This is a genomic window from Micromonospora sp. NBC_01412 (assembly GCF_045040215.1).
GTDB classification, from domain to species: Bacteria; Actinomycetota; Actinomycetes; order Mycobacteriales; family Micromonosporaceae; genus Micromonospora; species Micromonospora rubida.
The window spans coordinates 6,453,469-6,470,821 of the sequence record NZ_CP109528.1 but is presented as its reverse complement, the minus strand read 5'-3'; the positions used below and the strand labels follow the sequence as shown (position 1 = coordinate 6,470,821).

2 protein-coding genes are annotated in these 17,353 nt (G+C 73.2%); both read right to left on the bottom strand.

The annotated features are described in order from the left end of the window. Positions 1–6 precede the first annotated feature (6 nt). Entirely contained in the window at positions 7–10,560 is a 10,554-nt protein-coding gene (locus OG617_RS28325) for an amino acid adenylation domain-containing protein (RefSeq protein WP_405095977.1), read from the bottom strand. 17 nt (positions 10,561–10,577) lie between these two features. Beyond that, positions 10,578–17,336, bottom strand: coding sequence for an SDR family NAD(P)-dependent oxidoreductase (locus tag OG617_RS28320; RefSeq protein WP_405095976.1), 6,759 nt, complete (start codon positions 17,334–17,336; stop codon positions 10,578–10,580). Positions 17,337–17,353 lie beyond the last annotated feature (17 nt).

The following is a 17,353-nucleotide window of genomic DNA, read 5'->3' as shown; positions in this document are numbered from 1 at the left end:
ACTGGCCTATCGAGCCCGGCGGCGGCGGTCCGCGCGTTGCTTGGCGGCGGTCAGGACGTTGCGGCTCTTTCCGCCGGGGTCACCCGGACCGCCCCCGGCGGCGGGCGCGCCGAACGCCTGGGCGAGCTGGGCCAACGTCGGCCGCTGGAGGATCTCGGCCACGGGCACCTCCCGCCCGAACTCCTCGGCCAGCATCCGGCGCAGGCGAACCAGGTGGATGGAGGTCGCGCCGAGGTCGAAGAAGTTGTCGTTGCGCCCGATGCTCTCCCGCTCCAGCAGCCCGCACAGCAGGGCCGCGATGCGCCGTTCGCCGTCGCTGTCGGGGGCGGTGAAGCTACTGCCGCCGGAGGGCGGAGCGGCCTGCTCGGGATCGGGCAGGGCCCGCCGGTCGACCTTGCCGTTGGCCGTCAACGGGAACTCGTCCAGCGGTACCAGCGCGGCCGGCACCATGTGGCTGGGCAGGCGTTCCCGCAGGTGGGTGGAGATGTCCGCGATGTCCGGGCGGGGATCGGCACCCAGCACCAGGTACCCCACCAGCTGCGGCACCGGCCGGTCCGTCCGGGCCACCACCACCGCGTCGCGCACCCCGGGATGCGCCTTGAGGACGGCGGCGACGTCGCCGGTCTCCACCCGGTTGCCGTTGATCTTCACCTGGTCGTCGTTGCGGCCGAGGAACTCGATGCTGCCGTCCGGCAGGCGTCGGCCCAGGTCCCCGGTCCGGTACATCCGGCCGCCGCCGACCGGGTCGGCGACGAAGACGGCCCCGGTGCGCTCGGGGTCGCGCCAGTAGCCCGGCGACAGGCCAGGACCGGTGGCGTACAGCTCACCGGGCACCCAGACCGGCCGGTCCTGGAGGTCCTCGTTGAGGATCCGGTAGCCGGCGTCGTCGATCGGGTAGCCGTAGGGCACCGAACGCCACCCCGGGTCCGGCTGCTCGACCTCGAACATGATGTTCCAGACGGTGGTCTCCGTGGGCCCTCCGACGCTGACGATCCGCGCCTGGGGCAACTGGTCACGCAACGTCCGGGGCATCGGCAGCGGAATCCAGTCGCCGCCGAGGAAGATCAGCCGCAGCGATTCGGGCAGCGTGCGCCGCCGGCTGTCCGCCTCGTCCAGCAGCATGCCCATCGTCGCCGGCACCGAGTTCCACACGGTCACCCGGTGCTCGTCGAGCAGATCGAGCCAGTGGTCGGGCTCACGGAGGCGTTCGGCGTCCGGGTAGACCACGGCCGCGCCGGCGGCCAGCATGCCGAACATGTCGTAGAGCGACATGTCGTGGTGCAGACCGGTGATGCCGAACGCCCGGTCGGCCGGGCCCACGTCGAACCGCCGGTTGGTGTACCGCACGACGTGCGAGATGCTCGCGTGCGCCAGCGTCACGCCCTTCGGCGTACCGGTGGAGCCGGAGGTGAAGATCACCACGGCCGGGTCGTCAGCCGCCGGCACGCCGGTCGGCTCCCAGGCGGGCGCGCCGTCGAGGTCGGTGGTGGACACGTTCACCGCGGCCAGCTCCGCCGGCAGTTCGAAGCGCGCCGTCGTGGCGGTGGTGGTCAGCACCAGGTCCGGGGCGGCGGCCGACAGCAGGGTGGCCACGCGCAGCGACGGCAGCGAGGTGTCCAGCGGGATGACCGCGGCGCCGGTCAGCACGACGGCCAGCGCGGCCACCGGTTGTTCCAGTCCCTTGTCGATGAGCAGGACCACCGCGGAACCCCGACCGATTCCCCGCTCCGCGAGGATCCCGGCCAGGGCAAGGGACCGCCGCCGCAGCGTCGCGTAGGAGAGCGCACCCGTCGGGGTGAGGACCGCAGGCGCCTGCGGGGCGCGGTCGGCCTGGGCCAGGAAGCCCGCGTACGCCGCTTCCGCCGGCAGGTCCGCCCGGTGTCCGCCGGCCGTTCCGGCCAGCTCCGCCGGCCCGGCGGCGACCATGGCGGGAGGTGGTTCGGTCCAGGCCGCCGGAGACTCCAGCAGCCGGTGCACCAGTGCGCTGTACTGCGCGAACATCTCCGCCATCATGCCGTCGGGGAACAGTTCCGCGACCACGTCCCAGTACAGGTGCAGCGGGCTCTCGTCCTGCGCCAGGATGCCGTGCTCCATCCAGATCTGCGGCGTCTGGGTGATGGTCTCTACGGGGTCGCCGAGCCAGTCCGGCCAGCCACCGGTCTCCCGGATCCCCGGCAGGTCCAGCATGCTGGTGAAGACCACCGGCATCAGCCCACCGTTCGCGGTGCCCCGGTGACGGGCCAGCGCACGCTGGTACTCCACGCCGTTGAACTCGCGCCGCTCCAGGTCGTGCCAGAGCTGGTCCTGCAACCGGCGCGCGTACTCGGCGAAGGTGCCGCCCGGGCCGCGCTGGTCCACCTCCAGCAGGAGGTTACGGGTGAACTGGCCGATGACGTCGTTGATGTCCTCCTGGATCGGCCAGCGGTCGAAGAGGGTGAGGTTGAGCGTGAAGTGCGAGCTGGCGCTCCACTGCCCGAGCACCAGCGCGAACGCGGTGCACAACGCCGCCGCCGGGGTGACCCCGGCCTCACGGGCGTGGTCCTTGAACCGCTGCCAGTCCTCGAACGACACAAAGACCTCGTGCCGCCGGAAGCGCACCTGGGGCAGTTCCCGGGCCTGCCGGGCCAGCGGCAGTTGCGGCGCGGACGGCAGGGAGTCCATCCGGCGCAGCCAGTAGTCGCGCGCCTCGGCGTACCGCGGCTGATGCTTCTGCTCCAGCTCCCACATCACGTAGTCGCGGAACGTCACCCCGAGGTGGCGGGCCGGCATGCCGTGGTACGCCCGGTGCAGGTCACGCAGCAGGATGTTGGAGCTGGTCGCGTCGAGCAGCAACTCGTCGACGCTGCTGAGCAGCCGCCAGCGGTCGTCGCCGAGGTGGAACATCCGGTTGTCGAACAGCGGCCACCGGTCGGCCGGCATGACCTGGTGGGACATCTCCTCCCGGGCGAGGGTGATCTCCCGTTCCTGGTCCGGCGCGGACAGGTGGGCGATGTCGACGACGTCGATCTCGTAGGGCGGGATCTCCCGGAGCACAACCTGCCGGCCGTCGGGGCCGACCACCGCTCCCAGCATGTCGTGGGTCTCGGCCAGTTGCCGCCAGGCCGCGGCCAGTCGCCGTGGATCGATGCCGGCCGCCTCGAACTCCAGGTACATGTGCACCGACACATCGCCGAGGTCGTAATCGCCGGTCCGGCCGACCCAGATGGCCTCCTGCATGTCCAGCAGCGGGAACGGCTCGTACCGGTTCGTCAGCTCCACCGCCGTGCCTGGTTCCGGCTCGGTTCGCGACGACGGTGCCCGCTCCGGCTCGGCCGCGGTGTCGACCACACCGGCCGCCGGTGCCCGCTCCGGTTCGGGCGCGGTGTCGACCCGACCGGGCTCGGGCTCCGGCATTCGGGAGGCGCCCCCGACCAGCGCGTGCATCAGCTCGTGCCGGCTGTCCAGCCCGAACATCGCCGCCGTCGCCGCGAAGTCGATGTCGTTGCCGACGTTGGTCAGGGCGATCGCGGTCCCGGCCGCCAGCTCCAGCCGGTATCCCATCTCACCGGTCTCCAGCAGACCCAGGTCACGGCTGCGCGGCCCGTACATCGGCGCCATCGCCCCGACGTCCAACACGAAGTAGATCGAGAAGGCCGCCGCCTGGGCATCGGCGAGGAACAACTCCGGCACCTTGCCGGTGAAGTCGATGTTCGGGGTGTCATCGAGGCGGACCAGGTCGTGCCTGACCGGGTCGTAGTAGTAGGCGCCGGCGGGCACCCCGGACGCCCGGTCGGCCACCACGTGCAGGTAGACCTGGACCGGGTACAGGCTGCTGGCCGAGCTGTAACCGAAGTCGGGCCGCCCGCCGGAACCGGTGTCCCGCAACGCGCCCAGCATCGTGACGAGATCCTGCCGAGCCACCGGACCGGCGCCGACACTGCGTCGGCTGGCCGCCGGGACCGGCGGCGCGGGGGTGTCGTCCAGGGCGAACCGGGTGCTCTCGTCCGGGAAACGCCGCAGGGCGGGCCGGCTGCGGGCGTACGCCTGGCGTTCGGCCATGCCGGTCAGCGTGGCCGCGGGCACGGCGGCCGGCGGGGACGCGGCCCGCGTGGGCTCGGCGGCGAGGGCCGGCGACGGCGCGTCGGAGCCCACGTAGAACGCGACGATCGCCGCCACGGTCATCCGGTTGAACAGGCTCGGCATGTCCGGACGCCGTCCGAAGCGGGCCAGCAGCGCGTTGCCGATGGTCATGATGTCGATCGAGGCGGCGCCGAGCTGCGCCAGCGTCCGGTGGTCGTCCAGCGGGGCGTCGTGCATGCCCTGGCGCAGCAGCGCGTGGACCTCGTCGGCGAGTGACGTGGCGGGGCCGGCCGGCGGGACGCCCGGCACGGCCGGTGCGACGGCCGGTTCCGGCCGCGTCGCGGGTACCGGCTCGACCGGCGCGGCGGCCGACGACGGGGTGGCCGCCAACCTGCTCCGGTCGATCTTCCCGGTCCCGGACAACGGAAGGTCGTCCCACCGGACGAACCGCGAGGGCACCATGTACGCGGGCAACCTGCCCGCCAGGAACTCCCGCACCGCCGGCTCGTCGAGGTCCCCGCCGGAGCGCGGCACGACGTGGGCCACGAGATGGCGGTTGCCGTCGCGTGGACCGACCGCCACGACCGCCGCCGCTGCGACCGTGGGATGCCCGCTCAGCGCCCCCTCGATCTCCTCCAGCTCGACCCGGTAGCCCTGGATCTTGACCTGGAGGTCGGCCCGGCCGAGGAACTCGATCGTCCCGTCGGGCAGGTAACGGCCCAGGTCGAAGGTGCGGTACAACCGTTCGTAGGTACGCGGGTGGTGGACGAAGCTGCGGGCCGTGCGCTCCGGGTCCTGCCAGTACCCCTCCGCCACCCCGACCCCACCGATGAACAGCTCGCCCGGCAGCCAGTCCGGGCAGTCCGCGAGCTGCTCGTTGAGGACGTGGAAGCGCTGGTTCGCCATCGGTCTGCCGTACGGGATGCTGGTCCACGCCGGGTCGACGTCGCCGATCCGGTGGTAGATCGACCAGATCGCGGCCTCGGTCGCCCCGCCGAGGCTGACGACCTCCGCGCCGGGGAACCACCGGCGGATCCGGTCCGGCAGCTCCAGCGGTATCCAGTCGCCGCTGAGCATCACCAACCGCAGCCCTCCGACGGGAACCTCCGCACCGCTGTGCTCCACGTGCTCGGTGAACAGGCGCATCAGCGCCGGCACTGAGTTCCACACGGTGACCCGGTGCCGGGCCACCAGTTCCGCCCAGTGCATCGGCTCCACCCGCTGTTGCTCGGCCGGCAGCACGAGTGCGCCCCCGACCGCCAGCGGGCCGAAGATGTCGTAGACGGCGAGGTCGAAGTTGAGCGCGGACAGACCCAGCACCCGGTCGTCGGAGGTGACGCCGAACCGCTGGTTGACATCGAGCACGGTGTTGACGGCGCTCCGATGGCTGATCATGACGCCCTTCGGCACCCCGGTCGACCCGGACGTGAAGATCACGTACGCGAGGTCGTCCGGGCGTACGGACGGCAGGGCCAGGGCATCCGTGGGACGCATGCCCTCCGTGACCACGATCGTGCGCATCCCGGCCTCGACGGGTCGGTCGGCCAGCCACGGTTGCGCCAACCGGACCGAGACCCGCCCCTGCCGCAGCAGCATGGCATGCCGGTCGTCCGGCAGGTGCGGGTCGACCGGCAGGAACGCGGCACCCGCCCGGAGCACCCCGATCGCCGCGGCGACCTGCTCCCAGCCCTTCTCCATGTCGACGGCGACCAGGCTGCCGGGCCGCACACCCTCGGCCAGCAGCCGCTCGGCGACGGCCGCGGAGACGCCGTCGATCTCCCGGTAGCTGACCGCGTGTCCGTCCGCGCGGATCACCGCCGGTGCGTCCGGCCGCTGCTCCACCTGCCGCAGGAACGGTTCGTGCAGTGTCGTGTTCGGCACCGGCTGGTCGGTCTGGTTCACGGCCCGACGGCGGGTGGCCTGCTCGGCCGGCAGTTGCGCCTGCGGCCGGTCACGCCACGCCGCCCGATCGTCGGCCAGCCGCTCCAGCAGCGCCCGCAGCGCCTCGAACAGCGCGTCCAGCGCGCCCGGGCGGAACACCCGCTCGACGGCGTCGAGGTCGAAGACCAGGTCCCGGCCGTCGCGCATGACCTGCAGGTCGAGGATGACCTGGGGGGTCTGCGACACCGCGAAGCGCTTCGCGCCCAGCCAGGACATCGCCACCGGCTCGTCGCCGTCCTCGTTGAGCATTCCCGTGTACACGACCGGGAAGCCGAGCGGGAACTCGCCCACACGGTGCTTGGTCAGCTTCGCGGCGATACCCGCGGCGCCCACGTCGGCGTGGCTGAGATCCCTCCAGAGCTGCTTCTGCAACAGGCGGGCACGCTCGGTGAAGGTCTCGGCGGCGGCGCCGTCGACCGCCAGCGGCACGCTGGAGGTGAAGTCCCCCACCACGCCCGCGGCCTGCGGGTTCAGGGCGCGCTCGTTGAACGTGGTGATGTTCAGGGTGAACCGGGCCTCGGTGCTGAACGTGGCCAGCACGTCCGCGTACGCCGCCTGGATGACCGACGAGACGGTCAGGCCCGCCTCGGCGGACCGCACCCGGATCGCCTCGAACGCCGAGGCACCGAGCCGACCGCTGCGGCGCACGAACCGTGGCTTCTCGCGGTCCCGCGTCGCGTCGAGCAGGATCGGCAGGTTCGGCGGAAGCGGGAGGTCGACCACCCGGTCCGTCCAGTACCGGTCGGACTCCTGGCCGCGCGCCAGCTCCCGCTCGGCCGCCCGCTGCGCAACGAAGTCGCGGAAGGTGAGCGTCAGTGGGGCCAGCGGCGTGTTCGGGTCCCGGTACAACCGCTGCCACTCCTGCGACAGCACGCCCAGGCTGTGCCCGTCGAGGATGAGGAAGTCGAAGCTCAGGTGCAGGCGGGTGGTGCGCTCGTCGAGCCGGCTGGCCTTGATCGCGAAGAGCGGCCAGGTGTCGGACGGGTGCACGGCGTGCGACAGCTCCTCGCGTAGCTGTTCCGACCTCGCCTGTCGCACCTGCGGCGACAGCCCCCGCAGGTCGCCCACCTCGAACCGGTACGGCTCCACCTCCGCCCGGACCTGCTGCCGCCCGTCCGGCCGGATGGTCGCCCGCAGCATCGGATGACGTCGGACCAGAAGGTTCCACGCCGCTTCGAGGCGGGACAGGTCGAGGCCCTCGGTGTCGAACTCGCCGTAGTAGTGGGTCGCCACCTGGCCGAGCGGCAGCGCGTCGCTGCGACCCACCCAGTAGGCCGCCTGGATGTCGGTGAGCGGGAACGGCTCGTGGCCGGCGCTGGCACCGGACGGGGCCGGGCGCGACTCGGCGGTGGCCCCCGTCGTGGACCCGGGCGTGGCCGGCTCGACGGCGGCGGGCCGCTCGACGGCCTCCGGTGCGCCGACCGGCGTGGCCCGGCGGTTCGGGGTCGGCTGCGGCGCCGGCGGACCCGTCCGCTCGCGGATGAAGTCGGCGATCTGTCTGATCGTCACCAGTTCGGTCACCGCGTCGGGCGGAATGCGCACCCCGAAGAGCTCCGAGATCCGCCGGACCATGGTGAACGCCTTGAGCGACTCGCCACCGAGGTCGAAGAAGCTGACGTCCGGACCCACCCGGGCGGGCTCGACGTTGAGCACCTCGACCCACACCTCGGTCAGCCGCTCCGCCACGCGGTCCCCCGGTACGGTCACCGGCGCGGCCTGGCAGGCTGCCGTCGGCAGGCCCGGTGCGGGCACCGCCGCCCCACGGTCCGCCGCGTCGGCGACGGACGCGCCCCCCGGGGCCGCCGTGGCGCGCTGACGCCGCACCGGCTCACCGTGGAGCCAGGCGCGCTCCCGCCGCCACGGATACGTCGGCAGGGACACCCGCGAACCGGCGGGGAAGATCCGGTCCCAGCGCACCGGAGCGTCGGCACAGTGCAGCGCACCGAGGGCGTCCAGCAGGACAGCCCGGTCGTCCTCGCCACGGCGCAGAGACGCCAGGGCCGCCACCTCGGTCGGCGCCGCGCTGGACTCCACCGCGCGCAGCAGCGCCGGGTGTCCGCTCACCTCCACGAAGTGGAGGTGACCGCTGTCCCGCAGCGCCACGACGCCATCGGCGAAGCGGAACGGCTCGGCGAGGTTGTCCCCCCAGTACGCGGCGTCGAGGCAGGCGGTGTCGACAGGGGATCCCCGGTGCCCGGAGACGAACCGGATCCGGCCGGTAACCGGCTGGATGTCTTGCAGCATCGCCGTCAGCTCGGCACGGAGCGGGGACACCTCGGGCCCGTGCGACGCGAAGTCCATTCCGGGCACCACCCGGGCGAACACGTCCCGCCCATGCAGCGCGCCCACCAGCCGCTCGACGGCCGTTCGCGGACCGGACACGGCGGTCGTACCCGGTGCGAGCTGACCGGCCACGGACAGGCCGTGCCGCGCCGCCTCCTCGGCCGCGTCGGGCAGGGGCAGCTCGACGACGGCCGTGGCGCCCGTGCCGTCGATCCGCTCCAGGCAGCGGCTGCGCGCGAGCACCACGGCGGCGGCGTCGAGCAGGGACAGCCCGCCTGCGACGTGGGCCGCCGCGACCTCACCCAGGCTCTGCCCGAGCACGGCGTGCGGCTCGATCCCCCAGTGCCGCCACAGGTGGGCGAGGGACACCTGAACGGCGAAGGAGCCCATCGAGCTGACCAGCACACCCGGGCGCTGGCCGGTCCCGCCGTAGAGCGAGTCCAACATGTCGCCACCGGCGACCTTGCGGAATGCCTCGTCGCACGCCTGCATCATCGAACGGAACTCCGGCTCGGCGTCGAGCAGCCGGCGGGCCATGCCCGACTGGAACGTGCCGCTGCCGGGGAATACAAACGCCACTCGCGGCGTCCGGTCGGCGGCGACCTCCCACCGGCGTACCCCCGTGGTGCTGTCCCCGTCGGCCGCGGCGCGCAGTCGCGCCACGGCCTGCGTCCGGTCCTCGGCGGTGACCGCGAGCCGGTAGGGGTGCGCCGTCCGGCTGGCCGCGCTGCGGGCGAAGTCCCGCAACGCGGTGGGGCTGGCCAGGGCGGCCAGGGCGTCGGCGTACCGCGCCGCCAGGTCGGTCAGCGCCTGCGGCGCCCGGGCGGAGAGCACCAGGAGCTCGCTGGTCGGCGGGGCCGGGTCAACCACGGGTGGCGTGGCCGCCTCCTGCAACACCACGTGGGCGATGGTGCCGGTGAGCCCGAACGCGCTCACCGCCGCATAGCCGCTCCCCTGCTGCCGGGGCCACGGCCGGGATTCGGTGGGGATCACGCACGGACCGGCCCCCAGGTCGAGGTGCGGATTGGGCCGCTCGAAGCCGGCCACCGGCGGAATCTGCCGGTTGGCCAGGCAGAGGACGGTCTTGATGAATCCGGCGATGCCCGCAGCCGCCTCGGTGTGCCCGAGGTTCGCCTTGACCGCGCCGAGCACGATCGGATCGTCGTCCGGGCGCCCCTCCCCGAGCACCGAGCTGAGCGCCTCCACCTCGATCGGGTCCCCGATGGAGGTGCCGGTGCCGTGGGTCTCGACATAGCTGATCGCCCGGCCCGGTACTCCCGCGTCGGCGACGGCGCGACGGATCAGCTCGGCCTGGGCGATACCGTTGGGGGCGGCGATGGTGCTGGTCCGCCCGTCCTGGGCGACGGCGGAGCCGCGTACCACAGCCCAGATCCGGTCGCCGTCGCGCTGCGCGTCGGCGAGTCGCTTGAGCACCACCACGCCGACCCCCTCGCCACGGACGATCCCGTCCGCCCGGTCGTCGAAGGTGTGACATCGGCCGGTGGGCGACAGCGCACCGAGCTTGGTGTAGATCACATCGGTCAGCGGGGAGATCATCACGCTGACGCCCCCGGCCAGGGCGACGTCCGACTCCCCGGTACGCAGGCTCTGGCACGCCTGGTGCACCGCGACCAGCGACGATGAGCAGGCGGTGTCGATGGTCATGCTCGGGCCACGCAGGTCGAACTCGAACGAGATGCGGTTGGAGAGCCCGGCCTGGGAGACACCGGCCGCGGTGTAGGCGTCGATCTGCTCCGGGGCCGCGACCTGGTGCCAGGTGTACTCGTCGGCCATCGAACCGATGAACACGCCGGTCCGGCTTCCGCGCAGGGACTCCAGCGGGATCCCCGCGTCGTCGACCGCCTCGACCGAGACCTCCAGCGCGAGCCGCTGGCGGGGGTCCATCCGCTCGGCCTCGGGCTGGGAGATGTCGAAGAACCCCCGGTCGAAGGAGGCCACGTCGGGCAGGAACGAGCCCCAGCGGGAGCGGGTGGTGGCCGGCCGGTTCGAGTCCTCGTCGTACCAGTCGGCAAGGCTCCACCGCTCGTCCGGGACCTCGCTCACCGCGCAGTAGCCCCGGTTGAGGGCGGCGAAGAAGGACTCGGGGTCCTCCACGCCGCCCGGGAACCGGCAGCCGATCCCGACGACGGCGATCGGCTCGGCGGCCCCGCCGGGCGCCTGCGCGTCACCGAACAGCTCTCGCCTGAGGTGGTCGCGTTGCACGGGGGTGAGCTGCTGGATCCTCGCGGCCAGGCTGGACATCTCGGTGGCCTCCATGGGTACGGGCAGCGTTGTCAGGAACGGGGTGACAGCTGGGTGATCTCGTCGTCCGACATGCTCTCCACGGCGGTCAGCAGGTCGACGATGGCGGACCCCAGCGCACCGCTGTCGGCTGTGGTGCGGCGTTCGTCGTCGGCCGGTGGTCCGCCGGCCACGACCGGGACGGGCAGGTCCGGCCGCGCGACCGCCGCACCGGGTCCTGCCTGCGGTGGGGCGACCTGCCCGGTGGGCGGCTCCGGGTCGGGTACGGCCGCCACCGGCAGGGTGGCGAGATGCGCGGCGAGTTGACGCACGGTCGGGTAGTTCCAGATGACCGTCACCGGGAACGTGACGCCCAGCCGGGCCTGAAGGTCCGCGCGCAGGTCGATGGCGGTCAGCGAGTCCAGTCCGAGGTCCATGAACGGCCGGCCCGGTTCCACCGCCTGCGGTTCGCAGCCCAGCGCCTGGGCCAGCGCGTTCCTGACCTCGACCGGGATCTGCGCCGTGTCGACGGCGGCCGGCACGACGTCCGCCGGGGCCGGTTCGGCCACCGCCGACCCGGTCGACCGGTCGACCGCCGGCCCGGGTCGCGGGACCATCCCGTCGCCGAGCAGCCGCGCCGCGGCGGGGAAGGCGGTGGCGAACCGCCGCCCGTCGACGGTCACCGGAAGCAGGTGCGGGTGCCGCCCGGCGAGCGCGGCGTCCAGTACGCCCATCGCCTCCTGCGGATGCATCGGTGTGAAGGCGCGCAGCCGCACCGACGCCTGGCCACCAGCCAGGGCGCGGGCGGCCATCCCCTGGTCCGCCCACGGTCCCCAGGCCACGCTGACCACCGGCTCACCTTGCCGACGCCGGTTGTGGGCCAGGCCGTCCAGGTAGCCGTTCGCCGCCGCGTAGTTGGTCTGCCCGGCCGAACCCACGGTGCCCGCCACCGACGAGAAGAGCAGCACGAAGTCGGCACCCGCCGCCCGCGCCAGCCGGCACAGGTGCAGCGCGCCGACGACCTTGGGCGCCAGCACCTCGGTCAGCTTCCGCTCGTCGAGGTTGGGCAGGGTGGCGTCGCGGAGCACGCCTGCGGCGTGCACCACACCGCCCAGCCGGCCCATCGCCGCGGTGGCCTTCTCCACCGCCGCGGTGAGGGCCACCCCGTCGCCGACGTCGGCCCGGAAGGTGGCCACCCGGACACCGCTGCCGGCGAGTTCCGCGAGTCGCTCACGGGCCGCCTCGGCGCTCGCGCCCCGGCTGATCAGGGCCAGCTTCCGTGCGCCCCGCGCGACGAGCCAGCGGGCGACCGTGCCACCGAGCGCGCCGAGACCACCGGTGACGACGTACGTCGCGTCCGGATCGAGCCGGGCCGGTGGGACCGGACCGGACACCGTGGTCAGCCGGGGTTCGAACCATTCGCCGCCCCGGCGCGCGAGCTGTCGGCCCATGCCGCCGCCGGCCAGCAGCGCGGCGACCGCGTCCAGTTCGTCGTCGTCGAGTCGTTCGAGGTCGAGCAGGCCGCTGGCCGCGTCCGGGACCTCGTGGGACAGCGAGCGCACCGCCGCCCAGAGCGCGGTGCCGCTGGGGCGTACCAGTTCAACACCGGTCACGTTCTGCGCCTGGACGGTGACGCAGCACAGGGCCGGGGGCGCACCGGAACCGGCGGTGAGTTCCTGAGCCAGCGCCACCACCGCCGAACAGCCGACCCGTAGGTCCGACAGCGCCGCCGATGCCGTCGCCGCGGCCTCGACGTCCAGCGCGCCGAGGTAGAGGATCGTCGCCGGCGTGTCCACGCCGGTCAGCGACTCCTGGAGCGCGGCCCGCATCCGGGGCAGCTCGTCCGGCCACGGGGCCGGGGCCACCTGAACGGCGATGCCGTGTTCCCGCAGCCGGACGGCGAGCCGCTCGCCCACGCCGCCGCGGTCCTGCAGGACGAGCCAGCGGCCCTTCCGGGGTGCCGGCTGCTCGACGTCGACGCGCGCGGAGACCCAGCCGAGCACCGAACGGTCGGGGTCGGTCCCGGCGAGCGGACCGGTGGGTGCCGGCACGGTGCCGGCGCTCGGGGCGGCGCCCTCGCCTCGTCCTTCGGCCGGCTCGACCGGATCGCGACGCCGCCGGGGTACCGCCGGGAGGTCCGACCGGTCCCACGGATAGGTGGGCAGGCGCAGCCCGTGCCCGCCCGGGTTCACCCGGGTCCAGTCGATGTCGTGGCCGCGCTCGTAGAGGCCCGCGAGCGCGCCCAACGGCACGGCGTCACCGGCGTCCCGCCGGGCGGTGGCGGTCACCCAACCCTGCGCGCCGGCGGCTGCCAGACCCTCGGCGAGCGGGCCGCTGAGCACCGCGTCCGGTCCGATCTCGACGAAGGTGCGGTGACCGGCGCTGATCAACGTGGCGACGCCCACGGCGAACCGGACCGGTCCGGTGAGGTGCCGGCCCCAGTGCGCCGCGGTGAAGGCGTCCGGGCCGGCCACTTCGCCGGTCAACGTGGAGACGACCGTTCCGGCGGGACGCCGTCGGACGGCCAGGTCATCGCAGGCGGCCTCCAGCTCGTCGCGGTACCGGTCCATGGACGGTCCGTGGAACGGATAGGCCACGGACAGCCGCCGGGTCGACACCGCGTCCCGGGCGAGGGCCGCCTCCACCTCGGCGAGGATCTCCTCGTCGCCGGCCGCCACGGTCCGGGTGGGCGCGTTGATGGCGGCGATCCACACCCTGTCGCCGAAGGGCCGGAGCCGGTCCCGCAGGTCGTCCTCGCCGAGCCGGACGGCGAGCATGCCACCCGTGCCCCGCGCGGGCCGCAGCACCGCGGCGCGCCGTACCGCGAGGGTGACCGCCGCCTCCAGCGTCAGGTGCCCGCCGACGCAGGCTGCGGCCACCTCACCGAGGCTGTGCCCGATCGTCGCGACCGGCGACACGCCCCAACTGCTCCACAGTTCGGTCAGCGCCAACTGCTGGGCGACGAGCAACGGTTGCGCGAGCCAGCTCTGCCCGACCTGCTCCGGGGAGGCTCCCTCGCGCACCAGGTCGAGCAGGGAGCAGTCCGCCTCCGCGCGGACGACCGCGTCGCACCGGGCGAAGGTGTCCCGGTAGACCGGTTCCTCGTCGAGCAGCCGGCGTCCGAGGTCGCCGAGGTGGGTCCCCTGCCCGCCGTAGACGAACACGGGCGGCTGGGGAATCTGGTCGACCGGCTCGGGGCGACGCTCGCGGGCGTCGGCCAGCGCACCGGGCAGGTCCGCCCGGTCGGTGAACCCGACCGCCAGCCGGTACCGGTGTGTCTCGCGACGCGACGCGGCGGCGCAGAACTCCGCCGGCACCAGCTCCGGGTCGCCCCGCACGTGGTCGAGGTATCCGTCGGCGAGCCGCCGCAGGGAGTCCAGGCTCCGCGCCGACAGCGGCAGGACGTGTGCGGTACGGGCGCCGCCCGTCGCCGGACGGCGCGCGGGTCCGTCGTACGCCTCGACGATGGCGTGCGCGTTCGTGCCGCCGAAGCCGAACGAGCTCACCGCAGCGCGCGGTGGACGGCCGCCGGTGTCGAGCGGGGTGACCACAGTCGGCACCCGTAGGCCCAACGCCGGGAGGTCGACGTGCCGATTCGGCACCCGATGGTGCACCGACGGCGGCACCTCCCGATGCCACAACGCGAGACATGCCTTGATCAGCCCGGCGATGCCGGCGGCTGCCTCCAGGTGCCCGATGTTGCTCTTGACCGAACCGATCAGGCAGGGCTGCGCGGTGTCACGTCCAGCGGCGGAACCGTAGACGGCGCCCAGCGCCTGGGCCTCCATGGCGTCACCGAGCGCGGTGCCCGAGCCGTGCGCCTCGACGAAGTCCACGTCCGAGCCGCGCAGCCCGGCGCGCTGCAGACAGGACCGCAGCAGGTCCTCCTGGGAGGCGCGGCTGGGCGCGGTCAGCCCGTTGGTCCGGCCGTCGTGGTTGGTCGTGGTGGCCCGGATCACCCCGTACACCCGGTCGCCGTCGGCGACCGCGCGGCGCAGCGGCTTCAGGACGACCACCCCGACGCCCTCGCCCCGCACGTACCCGTCGGCCTCCGCGTCGAACGACCGGCACCTGCCCCCGGGGGAAAGCAGTTGAGCCCTGGCCAGACGGTGGGACAGCTCCGGGGAGAGGATCGCGTTCACCCCGCCGACCAGTGCGGTCTCGCAGTCGCCCCGGCGGATCGCGTCGGCGGCCAGGTGCACCGCCAACAGCGACGACGAGCAGGCTGAGTCCACGGCCACACTGGGGCCGCGCAGGTTGAGGAAGTAGGACACCCGGTTGGCCACGATGCTGTGCGCCGAGCCGGTCACCGCGTAGGAGCTGTCCTGCTCGTCGCTGTCCCCGGTGAGGGTCGAGTGGTCACTCGTCGCGACGCCGATGAAGACCCCGGTCGACGAGTCGGCCAACGACCGGGGGACGATGCCGGCGTCCTCGATCGCCTCCCAGGCCACCTCCATGACCAGTCGTTGCTGCGGGTCCATGCTCCGCGCCTCGCGGTCGGAGACGCCGAAGAATCCGGCGTCGAAGGGCCCCAGCCCGGCCAGGTAGCCACCGGCACGCAACCGTGGGTCCCAGTCGGCGCCGGTGGGATCGCGCCACCTGTCCGGCGGTACGGTGCCGACCGCGTCCTCTCCCTGGCGCAACAGGTCCCACAGCGCGTCCACGCCGTCGGCGCCCGGCAACCGGCAACCGATGCCGACGACGGCGATGCCTTCGGCGTCCCCGGTCGGTGCGCCCGCCGTGGCGCCGGGCCCACCGGCCGTGAGGTCCCCGCTTCCCGCCTCGACCTCTCGGAGCCGGGCCGCCGGCACCGACGACGTGACGTGCGCGGCCAGTTCGGCCACCGTCGGGAAGTCATAGACGAGGGTGTCGGCCACTGGTATGCCCGTCCAGTCGCCGATCTGGGCGGACAGTTCCACCGCGCGACGCGAGTCGAGACCGTACGACTGCAACGGCGTCCTGTCGTCGATACCGCTCGGCGCCATACCCAGTTGGCCGGCGACCAGCTCGCGCAGCCGCTGTCGGACCACGGTCTGGTCGACGGGGCCGGCGGTGTCGGTGTCGTCAGCCGGGTCGTCCGGGGTCCGCCCCGGGAACCACCGGCCGCGCTCGGTGAGGCTTCCCGCGTGGAACTGCTGACGGCACCGTTGGCGCTGGATCTTGCCGCTCGACGTCTTGGCGATCGTGCCCGGTCCGACGAGGACGACCCCGGCCAGCGCCACCTCGTGCTCGACGGCCACCGCGGACATGATCGCCTGGCCGGCTGCCTGCACCCGATCCGCCGGGAAGTCCCGGGAGACCTCCTGGACCAACACCACCGACGGCTCGTCCGAGTCGTCGGCGGTGAAGGCGGCGCCGCACCCGGGACGCAGTCCCGGATGCGCGGCCTCCGCCGTGAGTTCCAGGTCCTGCGGGTAGACGTTGCGCCCCCGGACGATGATCAGATCCTTGATCCGGCCGGAGACGTAGATCTCCCCGTCGTGCCGGAAGCCGAGATCGCCGGTGCGCAGGTACGGCCCCCGGCCCTCGCTCCGGACGCCGAAGGTCCGCGCCGTGGCCTCCGGCTGCCCGCGATATCCGGGGCTGACCAGCGGACCCGCCACCCAGATCTCCCCGACTTCGTTGGGCGCGCGACGGGCGCCGGTGTCCGGGTCGACGATCTGGATGTCCACGCCGTCCAGGGGCGGACCACAGGAAACCACCGGTACGGTGTCGCTGGACGCGTCGAGGTGACCCCGCACCCGTCCGAGGCCGTACTCCGCGGCGTCCAGGTGCAGCACCCGGGGCAGCGCTCCCGGCGGCGTCGCCGACACCACGAGGGTGGCCTCGGCCAGCCCGTACGCCGGGCAGTGCGCGGCGGCGTCGAACCCGCAGTCGCCGAACACCTGCGCGAACCGTTGCACGGTGCTCCACCGCACCGGCTCGGAGCCGTTGGCGCAGACCCTCAGCGCGGACAGGTCAAGCGGTTTCCGGTCCTGCTCGCTGACCTTCCGCACACACAGCTCGTATGCGAAGTTGGGGGCGATACTGTGCGTGGCCCGGTGCTCGGACATGGCCTGCAGCCAGCGTAGCGGTCGCTGGATGAACGACTCCGGCGTCATCAGGACGCTGCGGCAGCCGGTGAAGATGGGCTGCATGATGCCGAGGATCAGACCCATGTCGTGGAAGACCGGCAGCCAGGAGACGATCACGCTCTCCTCGCCGTAGTGCCAGCGCCGGTACGCGTCCGCACAGTTCTCGATGACGTTGCCGTGGGTGATGACCACGCCGCGTGGGGTCGAGGTGGAGCCGGAGGTGTACTGCAGGTAGGCGGTCGAGTCCGCGGCCAGAACGGGAACGGAGTCACCGATCGGCGGGGCCTCCGGCGGGCTGCCGAGCAGGTCCGTGGGGTCCAGCCAGGACAGCCCCGCGAGCCTGGTGACCGCCTCCGCATGCGGGAGGAGCACGTCACGCAGGCGACTCGGGGCGAGCACCGCGACCGGCTGTCCGTCGTCGGCCATCGCCGCGAGCCGGGTCAACGAGCGCTCGTACGGCTTACGGGGCGGCGACGAGGGCATCGCGACGAGTCGGGCGTAGAAACAGGCGAACATGGCCCGGATGAAGTCGATCCCGCTGTCGTAGACGAGCAGTACCCGTTCACCGGCGGCGAACCGGTGCGCCAGTTGCTGTCCGATCCGGTGTGCGTCGTCCCGCAGTTCGCCGAAGGTGACCTGCTCGTCAGGGCCCTGTCCGTAGCGGAGGAACTGAAACGCCACCCGGTCCGGGGCTTCCTGCGCCCGCAGATCCAGCAACGCCGTGAGCGTGTCCTTCACGCGGCGCCCCTTTCCTC

What these genes read in the sequence shown, in the direction of transcription:
- OG617_RS28325 (WP_405095977.1), bottom strand. Translation starts at nt 10,560, where the DNA reads ATGGAGGCCACCGAGATGTCCAGCCTGGCCGCGAGGATCCAGCAGCTC.